General features: G+C 72.3%; 13 protein-coding genes. 3 read left to right on the forward strand and 10 right to left on the reverse strand.

Annotated features, from left to right (window positions below):
• Positions 1-26: 26 nt before the first annotated feature.
• The 8 genes from pyrH to rpsB form a co-directional block, all read right to left on the reverse strand.
• Entirely contained in the window at positions 27-755 is a 729-nt protein-coding gene (gene pyrH / locus H9I49_RS09225) for a UMP kinase (RefSeq protein ID WP_188030053.1), read from the reverse strand.
• Positions 756-837: 82 nt separating this feature from the next.
• The gene (locus H9I49_RS09230) at positions 838-1,965 is read right to left on the reverse strand and encodes an aminotransferase class V-fold PLP-dependent enzyme (protein ID WP_188030054.1); all 1,128 of its coding nucleotides are present in this window, start codon (positions 1,963-1,965) and stop codon (positions 838-840) included.
• Between the two features lie 14 nt (positions 1,966-1,979).
• Positions 1,980-4,682 (reverse strand): DUF4153 domain-containing protein, encoded by a 2,703-nt coding sequence (locus H9I49_RS09235; protein WP_188030055.1) that lies wholly within the window; start codon positions 4,680-4,682, stop codon positions 1,980-1,982.
• Positions 4,679-5,413: a response regulator transcription factor gene (locus tag H9I49_RS09240; RefSeq protein WP_188030056.1), complete on the reverse strand. Its 735-nt coding sequence runs from the start codon at positions 5,411-5,413 to the stop codon at positions 4,679-4,681. The genes H9I49_RS09235 and H9I49_RS09240 overlap by 4 nt, the downstream gene beginning before the upstream one ends.
• A 27-nt stretch (positions 5,414-5,440) precedes the next feature.
• The gene (locus H9I49_RS09245) at positions 5,441-5,635 is read right to left on the reverse strand and encodes a hypothetical protein (RefSeq protein WP_188030057.1); all 195 of its coding nucleotides are present in this window, start codon (positions 5,633-5,635) and stop codon (positions 5,441-5,443) included.
• Positions 5,636-5,673: 38 nt separating this feature from the next.
• Positions 5,674-6,264: an antibiotic biosynthesis monooxygenase gene (locus tag H9I49_RS09250; RefSeq protein ID WP_188030058.1), complete on the reverse strand. Its 591-nt coding sequence runs from the start codon at positions 6,262-6,264 to the stop codon at positions 5,674-5,676.
• A 138-nt stretch (positions 6,265-6,402) separates the two neighbouring features.
• Positions 6,403-7,233: a translation elongation factor Ts gene (gene tsf, locus H9I49_RS09255; RefSeq protein WP_188030059.1), complete on the reverse strand. Its 831-nt coding sequence runs from the start codon at positions 7,231-7,233 to the stop codon at positions 6,403-6,405.
• Positions 7,234-7,291: 58 nt separating this feature from the next.
• Positions 7,292-8,236, reverse strand: a complete 945-nt coding sequence (gene rpsB, locus H9I49_RS09260) for a 30S ribosomal protein S2 (RefSeq protein ID WP_188030060.1) — start codon at positions 8,234-8,236, stop codon at positions 7,292-7,294.
• Positions 8,237-8,522: 286 nt separating this feature from the next.
• Here rpsB and H9I49_RS09265 point away from each other — a divergent pair, with 286 nt between their 5' ends.
• The 3 genes from H9I49_RS09265 (at position 8,523) to H9I49_RS09275 (ending at position 12,619) form a co-directional block, all read left to right on the forward strand.
• On the forward strand, positions 8,523-10,439 hold the full coding sequence (locus H9I49_RS09265; RefSeq protein WP_188030061.1) for a DUF6541 family protein: 1,917 nt from the start codon (positions 8,523-8,525) through the stop codon (positions 10,437-10,439).
• Positions 10,440-10,717: 278 nt separating this feature from the next.
• Positions 10,718-11,896, forward strand: coding sequence for a pyridoxal phosphate-dependent aminotransferase (locus H9I49_RS09270; RefSeq protein WP_188030062.1), 1,179 nt, complete (start codon positions 10,718-10,720; stop codon positions 11,894-11,896).
• Between the two features lie 183 nt (positions 11,897-12,079).
• The gene (locus H9I49_RS09275; RefSeq protein WP_188030063.1) at positions 12,080-12,619 is read left to right on the forward strand and encodes a M23 family metallopeptidase; all 540 of its coding nucleotides are present in this window, start codon (positions 12,080-12,082) and stop codon (positions 12,617-12,619) included.
• A gap of 3 nt (positions 12,620-12,622) precedes the next feature.
• On the opposite strand, the gene H9I49_RS09280 is transcribed toward H9I49_RS09275, so the two are convergent.
• Both H9I49_RS09280 and dprA read right to left on the reverse strand, forming a co-directional pair.
• Positions 12,623-13,564: a tyrosine recombinase XerC gene (locus H9I49_RS09280; protein WP_188030440.1), complete on the reverse strand. Its 942-nt coding sequence runs from the start codon at positions 13,562-13,564 to the stop codon at positions 12,623-12,625.
• Positions 13,565-13,726: 162 nt separating this feature from the next.
• Positions 13,727-14,824, reverse strand: coding sequence for a DNA-processing protein DprA (dprA, locus tag H9I49_RS09285; protein ID WP_188030064.1), 1,098 nt, complete (start codon positions 14,822-14,824; stop codon positions 13,727-13,729).
• Positions 14,825-14,841 lie beyond the last annotated feature (17 nt).

The following is a 14,841-nucleotide window of genomic DNA, read 5'->3' on the forward strand; positions in this document are numbered from 1 at the left end:
TGATGCGAGTTCGTGGCTGCGCGCGGTCAGGCGTTGGTGACCAGCGTGCCGATCTTCTCACCGAGCAGCGCGCGCGTGATGTTTCCGGCGCCCTCCATGCCGAAGACGACCATGGGCAGCTTGTTCTCCATGCAGAGGCTGAACGCCGCCGCGTCGACGACCTTGAGCCCCTCCACGATCGCGTCGTTGAACGTGACCGTGTCGAGCTTCTTGGCGTCGGGGTTGGTGCGCGGGTCGGAGTCGTACACGCCGTCGACGCCGTTCTTGGCGATGAGCACGGCGTCGCACTTGATCTCGAGGGCGCGCTGGGCGCTGACCGTGTCGGTGGAGAAGAACGGCATACCGGCGCCGGCACCGAAGATGACGACGCGCCCCTTCTCGAGGTGACGGATCGCGCGGCGCGGGATGTAGGGCTCGGCGACCTGCTGCATCGCGATCGCGGACTGCACGCGTGTCTCGACGCCCTCCTTCTCGAGGAAGTCCTGCAGGGCGAGACAGTTCATGACGGTGCCGAGCATGCCCATGTAGTCGGCGCGCGTGCGGTCCATCCCGCGCTGCTGGAGCTCGGCGCCGCGGAAGAAGTTGCCACCTCCGATGACCACGGCGACCTCGACGCCACCGTGCACCGCGTCGGCGATCTGCTTGGCGATGCCGGCGACCACGGCGGGGTCGAGTCCGATGCGGCCGCCACCGAAGACCTCACCGGAGAGCTTGAGAAGGACCCGGTGGAACGGGGTGGTCTGGGCGTCGGTCATGGCGCGGGGCCTCCTCGTGGGCAGCGTTCCAGCGGTCGGTCGATCTTTCCACATGCGACCGGCATCGGCCGCATCGAGGTGGTCAGGTGGCGAGCAGGGAGGTCAGGGCCACGGCCAGTCGCGCGTAGTCGTCCTCGTCGTTGTACGGCGCCGCAGCGAGCCGGACGTAGCCGCGGCCGCCGAACGACACGGGCGGCACCACGAACCCGGCCGCGTGCAGGCGCTGCCACAGGGCCTCGGCCGCCTCTGGCGTCTCGCCGACGCCGTCCGGCAGCGCCACGAGCCGCAGGCACGGGGCCGAGGGTGTGCCGCCGAGCGGGTCGGGTGTGCCCAGTGCCGTCCGCACGTGCTCGGCGCCCTTGAGGAGCAGCACGGCGTTGCGCTCGACCTGGTCCCAGCCGCCGAGGTCGCGCCAGGCGGCGAGACCGTCCGGAACGGCGACCCACGCCGAGTGGTCGACGGTCCCCTGCAGGTCGAAGCGCTCGGGAAAGGGCAGTCCGTGGCTCCACGACGTGACGAGCGGCCGCAGCCGGTCCCGGTGCTCCGGCGCCACCCACAGGGTCGCGGCGGCGCGCGGCGTGTAGGCCCACTTGTGCAGGTTGCCGGCCCAGAATGCGACTCCGAGCGCCTCGACGTCGAGGCCGGGAAGAGCCCCGGGCACATGGGCCGCGTCGACGAGCACGGGCACGGGTGCGACGGCGGCTGCGACCTCCGCGACGGGCAGCTCGAGGGCCGTCGGGGAGGTGATCTGGTCGATGATGACGAGCCGGGTGGTGTCGGTCATCGCCGCGGTGAAGGAAGCGACGACCTCGTCCGGATGCACGTCGAGGGGGAACGCCGCCGTACGCAGCGTCGCTCCGCGCGCCTCGACGGAGAACCCTGCCGTCAGGTAGCCGTGGTTGCTGACGACGACGTCGTCACCGGGCCCGATCTCCAGGCCCTGCAGGACGACTCCGACGGCCTCGGTGACGTTGCGCACCAGCGCCGTCGAGTCGGGAGACACCCCGATGAAAGAGGCCGCTCGGGACCGCGCCTCGGCCAGCGCCACGGGCAGCTCGTCGCGGAAGGCCCGCATCGGCGCCCCCTCGATGCGGGCGCGCGCCCGGTCCTGGGCCACGCGCACCGCTCGGGGCACGGCCCCGAACGCTCCGTGGTTGAGGTGGGTCAGGGCCGGGTCCAGCTCGAACTGCTCGGCGATGTCGCGACGCACCCGGTCATCCTGCCTCACCCGCCGATGCCCTGCCTCAGCGCCGTCGAGCAGCTGGCCTCGTCGAAGCCAGGGAGCGGGTCGGCGCCGAGCTCTCGGGCCCGGGCGCGACCGAGGTTCCAGGCGAGGGCGTCGTCGTCGGTACGTGGGAGGCCGCGCGCTCTGACGATGCAGGCGGACAGGTCGCGAGGCAGCCCGGACCGGATGGTGGGTGCCGCGTCAGTGCCGAGCGTCGAAAGGTAGCTCACGTCGAGCTTGCCGGTCGTGACGTAGCGGTCGATGTTGCGCTGGGCGACCCACGCCTCGGGGTTGACGAACCCGCCCAGGAGGAGGAAGAGCGCCGCCGACAGCAGGGCCGCGCGCGGAAGCCACCATCCGGAGAGCCTGACACCCGCGACGATGACGAGCACGACCAGAAGCCCCAACCACAGCTCGAAGCCGTCGACGAGGACCCGGAGCACCGTGAAGCCGTATGCCTGCTGGTAGAGGTCCATGCGGTGCAGGGCGGATGCCACGACGACGAGCGTGAGGCCGCTGAGCGCCCCGAGCGCGACACGCAGGACGACACGGTCGCGCGGTGTCCCCTGCGGTGCCTTGCGCACGGCGAGGGCGACGGTCGCGAGCGTGAGCAGCGTTGCAGCCGTGAGCTGCCCGAATCCTTGGTGAACGTACTCGGCGTAGGTCAGGCCCGTCGTGCGCTGGACGTACTCGTGTCCCCCGAAGAGCGCAGCGGCCTGGGCCACGACGAACGCGACGAAGATTGCCACGACGAGTCCCACGGGCACGACCCACTCCCAGGTGCGTGCCACCGGACGACCCGCCGGGAGGGCAAGGCGCTGGACCTTGGGCGGGTTGAGCGCGACGTACGCCGCGGCGAGCGTCGCCCCGCCCACGACGAAGCCGACGAAGGACCTGAAGATCAGGCTGTCCCAGGCGAACTCGGGCACGATGGCGTTCGCCCATGACCCGAAGATCGCGTCGCCCGAGGCGAAGAGACCGCCGAACACGACCAGGGCGACGAGCGAGATCGCCGCGGTGCGCACGACGGGCCACACGATGCTGACGCGGCTCGTGGCGGCGATCGTGCGACCGAGCAGCGGCAGCCCACGCAGAGCCGACAGGGGCCACGACGCGAGGCCGGCAACGACGGAGAGCAGCCCCCTCGCGTCGGTGAGCGCCGTCATCGTCAGGACGATGCCGACCAGGACGGCGAGCACCATGAGCCAGTCCGTGTCACGGAGCACCGCCAGCGACGCGAGACCGACGCACACGACCGTCGTGACGACGGTCCACGTCGAGAGCCGCTGCCGCGACGTACGCCAGATGACGGCGCCGGCCGTGAGCAGGACGAGGAAGAGTGCGAGTCCCATGTTGCGGTAGGGCAGCACGATCGCGGACAGCACGCCGACCCCGACACACGCGAGGAGCAGACGCACCTGCGGCGCGAGGCCTGCCTCGGGCCAGAGGTCGCCGAAGATCGAGTCCAGCACGGGCTTCGGGGCTCCCACGGGGACGCCTCCGAATGCCGTCGGGCTCGTAGGGTCGCCGGGCGGCGCGGGGGGCCGTGTGGGACCAGCAGCGGCGGGGATCGGGACGGGCACTACGGCCTCCTCGGTGGCGGGGCTCGGACGGGGGCTGGTTCGGGATGCGGCGGCATACGTCGGCGGTGTCGCCGGTGTCCGCGGCGTCGCTCCCGTCCTTGGTGCGGGCGCCGTGGGCTGTGGTGTGCGGGGCAGGACGACGCGCAGCCGGGCACCGTGCTCTCCCTCGGGCGGCGCGACGGCCGTGATCGAACCGCCGTGCAGCTCGCACACCCAGCTGGCGATCGCGAGGCCGATGCCGGTACCTCCGCCGGCGTCGTCGCCCGAGCCGAAGCGGTCGAAGATCCGGCCGGCGTGCGCTGGTGGGATCCCACTGCCCTCGTCGGCGACCAGGAGCCACCAACGGTCGGGCCCTTCCTCACCGGCGCTCACGGTCACGCGGCCCCCTGCCGGCGTGTGCCGGTCGGCGTTGTCGAGCAGGTTGGCGAGCACCTGGTGCAGGCGCGCCGCATCGGCGGTAACCTGCAGGCCCGGCGGCACGTCGACGACGTGGACGGTCCCCCGACTCGAGACGCCGGCCTCGGCGACGGCGCGCTCGACGAGCTCGCGGACGTCGACCGGGGCCAGCGCGAGCGGCACGCGGCCGCCGTCGACGCGGCTCAGGTCGAGCAGGTCGCCGACGAGGGCGCCGAGGCGCTCGGCCTGGGCGAGAGCGGTCCGCAGCACGGCGTCGTCGGGGCGGATGACGCCGTCGACGAGGTTCTCGAGGAGCGCCTGCTGGGCCGTGAGCGGCGTGCGCAGCTCGTGGGACACCGTGGCGACGAGCTGCCGGCGCTGCCGGTCGGCGTCGGCGAGGTCGGCCGCCATCGTGTTGAACGCGGCGCCGAGGGTGCCCACCTCGTCCGCCGAGGTGGCGGTGACGCGCGAGGAGTAGTCGCCGGTGGCCATCCGCGACGCCGCCGCGGTCATCTCGCGCAGCGGCGAGGTCATGCCGCGCGACAGCCACTGGGTCACCCCGAGGGCGGCGACCACGGTCACCGGAATCGTCAGCCAGGCCGGGACATCGGCCCGGTCGCCGATCTCCGCGACGAGGACCGCCACGAGGATGCTCACCGCGACGAGCAGACCCAGCTTGACCTTGATCGAGCGAATGCCGTCCAGGGGCCGGTCGGTGTTCACGTCTCGTCGACCTTCCCGGTCTCGAGGGCGTAGCCCACGCCGTGGACGGTGCGCACGCGAAGACTGCCGACCTTGGCCCGCAACGACTTCACATGGCTGTCGAGGGTTCGGGTTCCGGTGGCGTCGGCCCAGCCCCAGACCTCGCGCATGAGGTCGTCGCGGCCGCGTACCGCGCCCGGCTCGGCGGCGAGCGCCAGGAGCAGGTCGAACTCGAGCGGTGTCAGGTGCACCTCGCTGCCCCCCACCGAGACGCGGCGCGCGCCGCGGTCGACGGTGAGGTCCCCGACGGCGAGCACCGGAGGCTGCTCGGCAGCGAGCTCGCGGGCCCGCTCGACGCGGCGCAGCAGAGCACGGATGCGAGCGACGACCTCGCGCATCCGGAAGGGCTTCGTCACGTAGTCGTCGGCGCCGACGCCGAGTCCGACCAGCAGGTCCGTCTCGTCGGCCCGGGCGGTGAGCATGAGGACTGGAACCGGGCGCTCGCCCTGGATGCGGCGGCACACCTCGAGCCCGTCGAAGCCGGGCAGCATGAGGTCCAGCACGACCAGGTCGGGTGCGTGCTGACCGTGGGCTTCGACGGCGCCGGGCCCGTCGAACGCCTGGACCACCCGAAAGCCCTCGGCGACAAGGCGATCGGTGACGGCCTGGTTGATCGTCGGGTCGTCCTCGACGACGAGGAGCGTCGCTGGTGCAGGCGCGCCTGACGGTGCTGCAGTGTTCCCCTGACTCATGCCCTGAGCCTAGAAGCGGGTCTGCGGTCAGCGAGGGTGCGACGTGTGGAGATCCTGTGAAGGTGAGAGCAGCTGCTCGTCCTGCCAGACGAGACCCACGGGGATGACCCGCGGCGTCCCGTCGGGGGCGACGAAGGCGATGCGTGCGAGCGGGGCATCCGGTCCCAGCAGCTCCTGAGCCGCCGGGTGCTCGAGCCGCGCGCGGATGGTCGTCGAGTCCATGACCCGAAAGCCACGCCGATGCAGGACCGCGGTCGGCGTCAGGCGCGCAACCAGCGCGCGAAGAGCTTCGTGACGAGGGGCAGGAAGGCGTACGTCATCCACGGCGTCGCCACGAGCGTCGTGACGAGGACTCGCAGCACGACGGGCCAGTGCTCGCTGAACGGCATGAGCAGGTAGGTCAGGGCGAGGCTCGTCGGGAAGAAGGCGACCCAGATGACGCTCGCCTGCTTCCACCTCGGCGGAGCCGCTGGGCCCGCCGGACCCGCGTCCTGCACCGAACGGGACGCCGGCTCGTCGAACCAGCCCTCGATACCGGTGCGGTACTCCGTGCGGCGGTGCTCGACGAGGTCGGCGGCCGAACGCAGCCACCGGATCCGCTCGGGCGACCGTTCCCACGCGTCGAGGTGGGCCCGTGAGCCGAAGCGGTACAGCATGTGCCAGTCCTCGGCGCCCGAACGCACCCAACCGGCCCCGAGGAAGCCCTCGAAGCGCTCGGCCATCGACGTCCCTGCATGGACCCACGCCTGCATGAGCAGCTCGTCCTCGGGCGCGACGCGTCGCGTGATCGACACGGTCAGCGGCCCGTCGGTCGCCGCCCCTTCGACCGGGGCGTCGGTCTGCGTGCTCATGGATCCTCCTGGTACTGCAGGTCCGTCGTGCTGGACCTGGCCGGAATGCAACGATGCCGGCCGCCCCGAGGGGGCGACCGGCATACGTCGTCGTGATGCGCGGTCTGCGCTACGAGAGCGGTGCAGTGAGGTCAGGCCTCACTGGCCGACGCGGAAGCGCGCGAAGGACGTCGCGGCGGCGCCGCCCTCCTCGAGCACCTTCGCGACGGTCTTCTTCGGCTCCTTGGCGAACGGCTGCTCGAGCAGGACGTTCTCCTTGAAGTAGCCGTTGACGCGACCTTCGACGATCCTCGGGAGCGCAGCCTCGGGCTTGCCCTCCTCCTTGGCCGTGGCCTCGGCGACGCGACGCTCGTTCTCGACCGTCTCGGCCGGGACCTCGTCGCGCGTCAGCACGGTCGGGCTGAACGCGGCGATGTGCATCGCCACGTCGCGGCCCACGGACTCGTCGCCACCCTCGAGCGCGACGAGCACGCCGATCTGCGCGGGCAGGTCGGGGCTCGTCTTGTGAAGGTAGGAGACGACCTTGTCGCCCTCGAGGCGCGCCACGCGACGAACCTCGATCTTCTCGCCGATGGTCGCGTTGGCCTCGTCGAGCAGCTCCTGGACGGTCTTGCCGTCCTCGAGCGTGCTCTTGAGGAGCGAGTCGGCGTCGGTGGCCCCGGCGGCGACGGCCTGCGTGAGGACCTGGTCGGCGAGGGCGATGAACTTCTCGCCCTTCGCGACGAAGTCGGTCTCGCAGTTGACCTCGACGAGGGTGCCGACGCCGTCGGTGGCCGAGGCCGCCACGAGGCCGTTGGAGGCCGAACGGCCCTCACGCTTCGTGACGCCCTTGAGGCCCTTGACGCGCAGGATCTCGACGGCCTTGGCGCGGTCGCCCTCGGCCTCGTCGAGCGCCTTCTTGACGTCCATCATGCCGGCGCCCGTCTGCTCGCGCAGCGCCTTGATGTCAGCGGCGGTGTAGTTCGCCATGCTCTGTATCGCTCTTTCGTCAGATGTGGATGACTCGAAGTGGCTGCGCCGGAAGGGCTCAGGCCCTCTCGGCAGCAGGCTCGGCAACCGGCGCCTCAGCGGCCTCGGGCTCGACGACCTCGGCGGCCTCCGGGGCGGCCTCGGCGACGGGCGCCTCGGCGGCGGCCTCGGCGGGGGCCTCGGCGGGGGCCTCGGCAGCGGGGGCCTCAGCGGACTCCACCGTCTCGGTGGCGGCGGCGGCCTCGGCGTAGAGCTCGCGCTCCCACTCGGCCAGCGGCTCCTCGGCCTGCGCGTCGCCACCGGACTTGCCGGACGAGCGCTGGACCAGACCGTCTGCGACGGCGTCGGCCACGACCCGCGTCAGCAGCGTGACGGAACGGATCGCGTCGTCGTTGCCGGGGATCTTGTAGTCGACCTCGTCGGGGTCGCAGTTCGTGTCGAGGATGGCGATGACCGGGAGGCCGAGCTTGCGGGCCTCGTCGACGGCGAGGTGCTCCTTCTTCGTGTCGACGATCCACACGGCCGAGGGGACCTTGGACATCGTGCGGATGCCGCCGAGGGTCTTCTCGAGCTTGTCCTTCTCGCGCTTGAGGATGAGCAGCTCCTTCTTCGTGTAGCCCGAGCCGGCCACGTCGTCGAAGTTCAGCTCCTCGAGCTCCTTGAGGCGCGTCAGGCGCTTGGAGATCGTCTGGAAGTTGGTGAGCATGCCACCGAGCCAGCGGTGGTTGACGTACGGCATGCCGACGCGCGTCGCCTGCTCGGCGATGGGCTCCTGGGCCTGCTTCTTCGTGCCGACGAAGAGGATCGTGCCGCCGTGGGCGACGGTCTCCTTGACGAAGTCGTACGCGTTGTTGATGTACGTCAGCGACTGCTGCAGGTCGATGATGTAGATCCCGTTGCGCTCCGTCATGATGAAGCGCTTCATCTTGGGGTTCCAGCGACGGGTCTGGTGCCCGAAGTGGACGCCGCTCTCGAGGAGCTGGCGCATGGTGACGACGGCCATGCCGTGTTCTCCCTAGTTCCGTTGTTGTCAGTTCTTCGTGGGCGGTGCACCGCTGGGCGCTCACGTGCGAGCACGTGAACACCGCACGGCGTACGGCTTCACTCCTGGCGCCTGACACACCCCGCCCCACGCTGCGGTGGGGACTGCTGTGGTGTGACCCGGTCCGGCGGACCGGCAGAAGACGCGCGAATTTCGGTCCCGCGCGACGAGCACACGTGACCGCAGACCATCGTACGGCCTGACCCGGGTCGTCGGGAAATCGGGGCGACCCGTCACAATGGCCCGCATGGCGCACTGGGTGGAGACGGTCCCGGCCTTCGTGGTCCTCTCGCTCGTGCTGTTCCTCCCGGGCTGGCTCATCGTGCGCGGGCTCGGGGCCAGGGGGCTCGAGGCGCTCGCGGTCTCCCCTGCCGTGTCGGCCGGGCTCATCGCCGCCTTCGCGACCGTCGCGCAGCGCCTCGGCATCGCGTGGGGGCTGCTCCCGCTCGTCGCCGTCACGGCCGCCAGCGCCGCCGTCGCGCTCCTGGTCATGCGGCTCGTCGGCCGACACGACCCCGATCTCGGCGCGGCCCGTCGCTTCCTCGGGCGGCCCCGCCCTGACGCCGTCGTCGCGATCCTCATCGGGGTCGCGCTGGCCCTCGCGACGATCCTGCCGGCGATCGGGCGCCCCGACGAGCTCGTCGACAGCCCGGACGCCGTCTACCACCTCGACCGGATCCGGACGTTCGTCGAGACCGGCAACCTCTCGATCGCGAACCCGACGTTCTATCCCAACGGGTTCCACGCCTGGATCGCGACGAGCCTGCTGCCATGGGTCGCCGACGTGCTGCCGGGGACCAACGTCGCGACCATCGTGCTCGCTGCCGTGGTGTGGCCGCTGGGTGTCGTCGCCCTCGTGCGCCACGCCCTCGGCACGTCGCGTCTCGTCACGTACGCCGCCGGGTTCGCCTCCGCAGCCTTCATCGCCTTCCCGACGATCCTCCTCGGGTGGGGCGTGCTGTGGCCGAACCTCATGGCGACGGCGTTGACCCCGGGGGCGCTCGCCCTCATGTTGCAGGCGGCGCGCTCCAAGCGGCTCGGGCAGTGGCTCGGCTTCGCGGCCGCGATGCCCGGCCTGGCCCTGATCCAGCCCAACGCCCTGGTGGCCCTCGTGCTCTTCGCGCTGGTCTGGTTCGTGGCCGCGCGGCTGCGGGCGGGCCTGCTGCGACACCTCGGCTGGGGGGCGGTCGGGCGTGACCTCGCGGTCGTCGTGGTGGTCTGCGTCGCCGGGCTCGTGGCGGCGCCGGAGGTGTCGGCCAGGCTCGCGTCGACCCAGTCCTACGAGTGGAAGAACCGCGTCTCGATCTGGACGGCGCTCGTGGAGGTCGTCGGAGGCAGGCTCCAGATCCCCGACGTCCTCTGGGGTCTCGTCGCGCTCCTCGCCCTCGGCATCGCGTGGATCGCCCTTCGAGCCCGGGCAGCGCTACCCGTCGTCGCGATGTGGGCGGCCTGCGTCGCGCTCTACGTCATGGCCGCGTCGTCGACCGAGCCGTGGACCGCCCTGGTCACGGGCTACTGGTACAACGACAAGGTCCGGCTGGCCTCGCTCGCCGCGGTGCCCGGCGTCGTGCTCGTCAGCGCGGCAGCGCCCATGCTGCGCGAGCTCCTTCGCCGCGTGCCGCTGGTCGGGTCACGGGCCCTCATCGCCGGGCTCGTGGCCGTGCTGGTCGTGCCGGTCGCGACCCTCGGGCTCAACGGCGGCACCCGCAGCCGGCTACTCACCGACTTCTTCCGGCCGAGCGACCCGAAGAAGGTCATCCTGTCGTTCGAGGCGCAGGACTCGCTGCGCCGACTCGCCGAACGGATCCCCGACGGGCAGGGCGTCGTCGGTCGGCCCGAGAACGGCTCACCGCTCATGTGGGCCCTCTTCGGCACGAACACCCTCTACCGCTCGATCCCGATCCCGACGGCCGGCGACGAGATCGTCATCGGCACCGGGTTCAACGACCTCGCACACCGGCCCGACGTCTGCCAGGCGCTCGCGCGCCACGACATCCGCTGGGCCATCGACTCCCCGCACGTCTACTGGCTCGACCGGCCGGAGCGGTCGTCCGGCCTCAAGGACCTCGCCCACGTGGACGGTCTCGAGCGGGTCGCGACCGACGGCGACTACACGCTCTACCGCGTCACGGCCTGCGGGCTCGGGGCCGGGCCGGGCGCCTGACCGGGCGCGCCGCGTACGCGAAGAACCCAGCGCCATACCCATTTCCGGACAGCTCGTAACACTTCGGACCCGGCGAGCGATGGTGAGGCTGGAGATCCCACCGGACCCCCTGACCAGGTGGGATCTCCGCACACTGGCGCCGGCAAGACCCTCCACACACGCCGGGCCGCCGTGAGAGCCCCCGCCCCTGCCCGGGCGGGGGCTCTGTGCTGCCCGGGCGTGCGACGTGCCCGGGCGGCGACGTCCTGGGCGCAGTCGGGGACTCGTAGGCTCGGGCCATGAGCTCGCCGCTGATCTCGCGCATGCAGCCCTTCGGGACCACGATCTTCGCCGAGATGTCGGCGCTCGCCGCGCGGACCGGCAGCATCAACCTCGGCCAGGGCTTCCCGGACACCGACGGGCCGGCGCAGATGCTGGCCGCGGCGAAGGCGGCCATCGACGGCGGTCGCAACCAGTACCCGCCCGGTCCCGGCGTCCCCGAGCTGCTCGAGGCGGTGGCCGCCCACCAGGAGCGCTTCTACGGCATCCGGCTCGACCCGGCGTCGCAGGTGCTCGTGACCGCCGGAGCCACCGAGGCGATCGCGGCCGTCGTCCTCGCGCTGTGCGAGCCGGGCGACGAGGTGGTCACCTTCGAGCCGTACTACGACTCGTATGCCGCGACGATCGCCCTCGCCGGAGCCACGCGCCGTACGTCGGTGCTCCGCTTCCCCGACTTCGCGGTCGACGAGTCCTCGCTCCGGGCGGCGTTCTCGGCGCGGACCCGCCTCGTGCTGCTCAACACGCCGCACAACCCCACCGGCAAGGTCTTCACCCGCGCCGAGCTCGAGCTCATCGCGAGCCTTGCCCGGGAGCACGACGCCTGGGTCGTCACCGACGAGGTCTACGAGCACCTCGTCTTCGACGACGCCGAGCACGTGCCGATGGCGACGCTGCCCGGGATGGCCGAGCGGACCATCACGATCAGCTCGGGCGGCAAGACGTTCTCGGCGACCGGCTGGAAGGTCGGATGGCTGACGGGCCCGACCGAGGCGGTCACCGCGGCGCGTACGGTCAAGCAGTTCCTCACCTACGTCGCCTCGGGTCCCTTCCAGCCCGCCGTGGCGCTCGCGCTGGGGCTCGGTGACGAGGTGTATGACGGCCTGCGCGAGTCGCTCCAGGCGAAGCGTGACCTGCTGTGCTCGGCGCTCGAGGCCTCCGGCCTGTCGGTGTCGCGGCCGTCGGGCACGTACTTCGTCATCGCCGACGCGGCGCCGCTCGGGGCGGTCGACGGGCTCGAGTTCGCCCGCCGGCTGCCCGAGATCGCCGGGGTGGTCGGCATCCCGGTGTCGGTCTTCCACGACGACCCCGACGCTGCGCGGACGCTGGTCCGGTTCGCGTTCTGCAAGAAGGACGAGGTCCTCGTCGAAGCGAGCCGCCGCCTCGCCGCTGCGGGAGACGTCTCGGTCCCCCTCGAGTAAAGCGCAGCCCGTCGCTGAGCACCGTCCGAGTCGAGTGAGGGCACGGTCCCGGTCCGGTCGACCGCTCCGTCCCTCCGGTCAGGCGCCGGCCCGCAGTCCACACCTCTTGTGGCGTGGCGTCGACCATCCACAGGCGGCGGCCCCGTGCGCCCGCCGGGAGTCCGGGTCGACGAGCATGGCGCCATGTCGATCGGTTCAGCGCTCCTCGGTGCGGTTCTCGCCGTGGCCTCCGTGACGAACGCCGCCGCCCTCCCGGTCGTGCCCACCGGCGCGTCAAAGGCGGGTGGGCTGCAGGTCTCCGGGGCGCCCACCGGAGGTCGCTGGGCATGGCCGCTCGACCCGGCGCCCGAGGTGGTGCGGCAGTTCGACCCGCCCGACCAACCGTGGCTGCCCGGCCACCGCGGCGTGGATCTCGCCGCTGCCGCCGGCCAGTCCGTCCTCGCGCCGGCCGACGGTCAGGTGACCTGGACCGGGGTCATCGCCGGCCGCGGCGTGGTCGTCGTCGGCCACCCCGGCGGGCTGCGCAGCACCTTCGAGCCGGTGACCGGCGCGCCGGTGACCGGCACTCGAGTCGCTCGCGGGGCGCGCGTGGGGTCGGTGGCCACTACCCCGGGTCACTGCGTGCCGCGGACCTGCGTGCACTGGGGTGTGCTTCGCGGCGAGACCTACCTCGACCCGTTGTCGTTCGTCGGCCGGGCGCGGATCGTCCTGCTCCCCCTCTGACGCTCAGGCGCGCGGGTGGGCCTGCTCATAGCTGCGCCGCAGCCGGTCGACGGAGACGTGCGTGTAGACCTGGGTCGTGGCGAGGCTCGCGTGGCCGAGGATCTCCTGGACCATGCGCAGGTCCGCGCCGCCCTCGAGGAGGTGGGTGGCTGCGCTGTGGCGCAGACCGTGCGGCCCGAGGTCGGGGGCGTCCGGCAGGTGTGAGAGCAGCTCGTGCACGGCCGACCTGACCTGCCGTGCGTCGACTCGACGACCGCGACGACCGAGGAACAGGGCCGGCCCGGAGTGTGCGCCGGCGAGGCGCGGGCGCACCGCCAGCCAGGCCTCGATGGCGAGACCGGCCGGGAGGCCGAAGGGCACGATGCGTTCCTTGGCCCCCTTTCCCATGACCCGCACGACCCCTTGGGCGAGGTCGACGTCGTCGACATCGAGCCCCGCGAGCTCGCCGACGCGGATGCCGCTGGCGTACAACAGCTCGAGGACGGCGCGGTCGCGCACGTGGATCGGGTCCGCGTCGTCGGCGCGGGTGGCCGCCAGCTCGAGCAGCTCGGTCGCCTCACCCTGCCGGAGGACGCCCGGCAGGGTCGAGTGCCGCTTCGGGGCGACGAGCCGGAGCGACGGGTCGCTCGGGATCCGGCCCGTGTGCTCCGCCCACCTGAGGAAGGTCCGGGCCGAGGCGGCGCGACGGGCCAGCGTCGCGCGGGCGGCGCCGGCATCGGCCTGGACACCGAGCCAGGCGCGCAGGTCACCGATGCGGAGGTCGGACACCTCGTCGATCCCCCGTGACGCTGCGAAGGTCAGCAGGTGCCGGACGTCGCCGAGGTAGGCGCGGCGGGTGTGCACGGAGCGCCCGCGCTCGGCGCCGAGGTGGCGGGAGTAGGCGTGGAGCAGCTCCGAGTGCTGCTCGAGCACGTCGGGTACGGCCTCCGCTTCGGCCTTCGCCACTTCCGTCACTCCGGCACCATCGCAAACCGCGTGGCGCAAGGCAAGCAGTGCAGTGCCCCAGACGCTGGGTGCGCCGGTGTCCAAGCTCGTCACTCGGGTCCTTCGGGGCTCAGGCCGGGGACACCGCCCAGCCCCGGCCAGCCCCGGCAGGCCCGCCGACCCCTACCCGGATCGTCGTTGGGGGCGCTTGCGCCATGTGCCCGCGGACTCCGACACGAGGCCGAGCCGCTCGAGCCGTCCCAGGGCGGCGCGCACCGTCAACGGTGCGTGCGCGGACGAGCGCACGATGGCGTCGAGGGTCAGGCCGGACCGGAACGGCACCGCATCGAGGACCACCGTGTCGACGGGCGGCAGGTCGTCCTCCGGGCGGCTGGGCGCCCGGGCCGGCTCGCACGAGTCGACGCCGAGGTCGCCGACGAGGTCGATCACCTCGTCTACCGACGTGACGAGCACAGCCCGCTCCTCGCGGATCTCCTGGTGGCACCCGGCGGACGTCATCGACGTGACAGGTCCCGGCACCGCTCCGACGGGCCGGCCGGCCTCGATCGCGTGCTTGACCGTGTTGCGGGACCCGGAGCGCAGGTCCGCCTCGACGACGATCGTGCCCCGGGTCATCCCGGCGATGAGCCGGTTGCGTGAGAGGAAGCGGGTCTTCATCGGTGCGGAGCCGGGGGCGACCTCCGAGACGACGAGCCCGTCCCCCGCGATCCGGGTGAGGAGGGCGGCGTGGCCCGACGGGTAGGGGCGTTCGACGCCACCGGCGAGGACGGCGACCGTGGCCCCGTCGACGGCGAGAGCGCCGCGGTGAGCGGCTCCGTCGATGCCGAAGGCAGCGCCCGAGACGACGGCCCAGCCACGCCGGGCCAGTCCGGCGGAGAGATCCGCGGCGAGCTGCTCGCCGTACGCCGTCGCCGTTCGCGAACCGACGACGGCGACCGAGCGGTGGACGGTCTCGGCCAGGTCGAGCGCCCCGCGGACCCAAAGGCACCACGGCGGCACCGAGATGGAGTCGAGACGTTCGGGCCATTCGTCGTCACCGGGGACCACCACACGGGCACCGACCTTGGCTGCGATGTCGAGGTCGCGTTGCGTGTCGAGCGCCGCGACCCTGGCCCGGAAGCGGGACAGACGCCCGGCGCCGGCGCGCACGCGGTCGAGGGTCTCCGCCGCGCCCACCGTGCGGACGAGCCGGTCGACCTCGGCGTCGCAGGGCTCCACGACCCGCGAGAGGGCTGCCCGCGCGAACCGGTCAGCATCCACGGCACACCTCCACCCGA

Source organism: Terrabacter sp. MAHUQ-38, from assembly GCF_014518425.1.
Taxonomy (GTDB): domain Bacteria; phylum Actinomycetota; class Actinomycetes; order Actinomycetales; family Dermatophilaceae; genus Terrabacter.

What these genes read in the sequence shown, in the direction of transcription:
- H9I49_RS09275 (WP_188030063.1), top strand. Translation starts at nt 12,080, where the DNA reads ATGTCGATCGGTTCAGCGCTCCTCGGTGCGGTTCTCGCCGTGGCCTCC.
- tsf (WP_188030059.1), bottom strand. Translation starts at nt 7,233, where the DNA reads ATGGCGAACTACACCGCCGCTGACATCAAGGCGCTGCGCGAGCAGACG.
- pyrH (WP_188030053.1), bottom strand. Translation starts at nt 755, where the DNA reads ATGACCGACGCCCAGACCACCCCGTTCCACCGGGTCCTTCTCAAGCTC.
- H9I49_RS09250 (WP_188030058.1), bottom strand. Translation starts at nt 6,264, where the DNA reads ATGAGCACGCAGACCGACGCCCCGGTCGAAGGGGCGGCGACCGACGGG.
- H9I49_RS09245 (WP_188030057.1), bottom strand. Translation starts at nt 5,635, where the DNA reads ATGGACTCGACGACCATCCGCGCGCGGCTCGAGCACCCGGCGGCTCAG.
- H9I49_RS09240 (WP_188030056.1), bottom strand. Translation starts at nt 5,413, where the DNA reads ATGAGTCAGGGGAACACTGCAGCACCGTCAGGCGCGCCTGCACCAGCG.
- rpsB (WP_188030060.1), bottom strand. Translation starts at nt 8,236, where the DNA reads ATGGCCGTCGTCACCATGCGCCAGCTCCTCGAGAGCGGCGTCCACTTC.
- H9I49_RS09270 (WP_188030062.1), top strand. Translation starts at nt 10,718, where the DNA reads ATGAGCTCGCCGCTGATCTCGCGCATGCAGCCCTTCGGGACCACGATC.
- H9I49_RS09265 (WP_188030061.1), top strand. Translation starts at nt 8,523, where the DNA reads ATGGCGCACTGGGTGGAGACGGTCCCGGCCTTCGTGGTCCTCTCGCTC.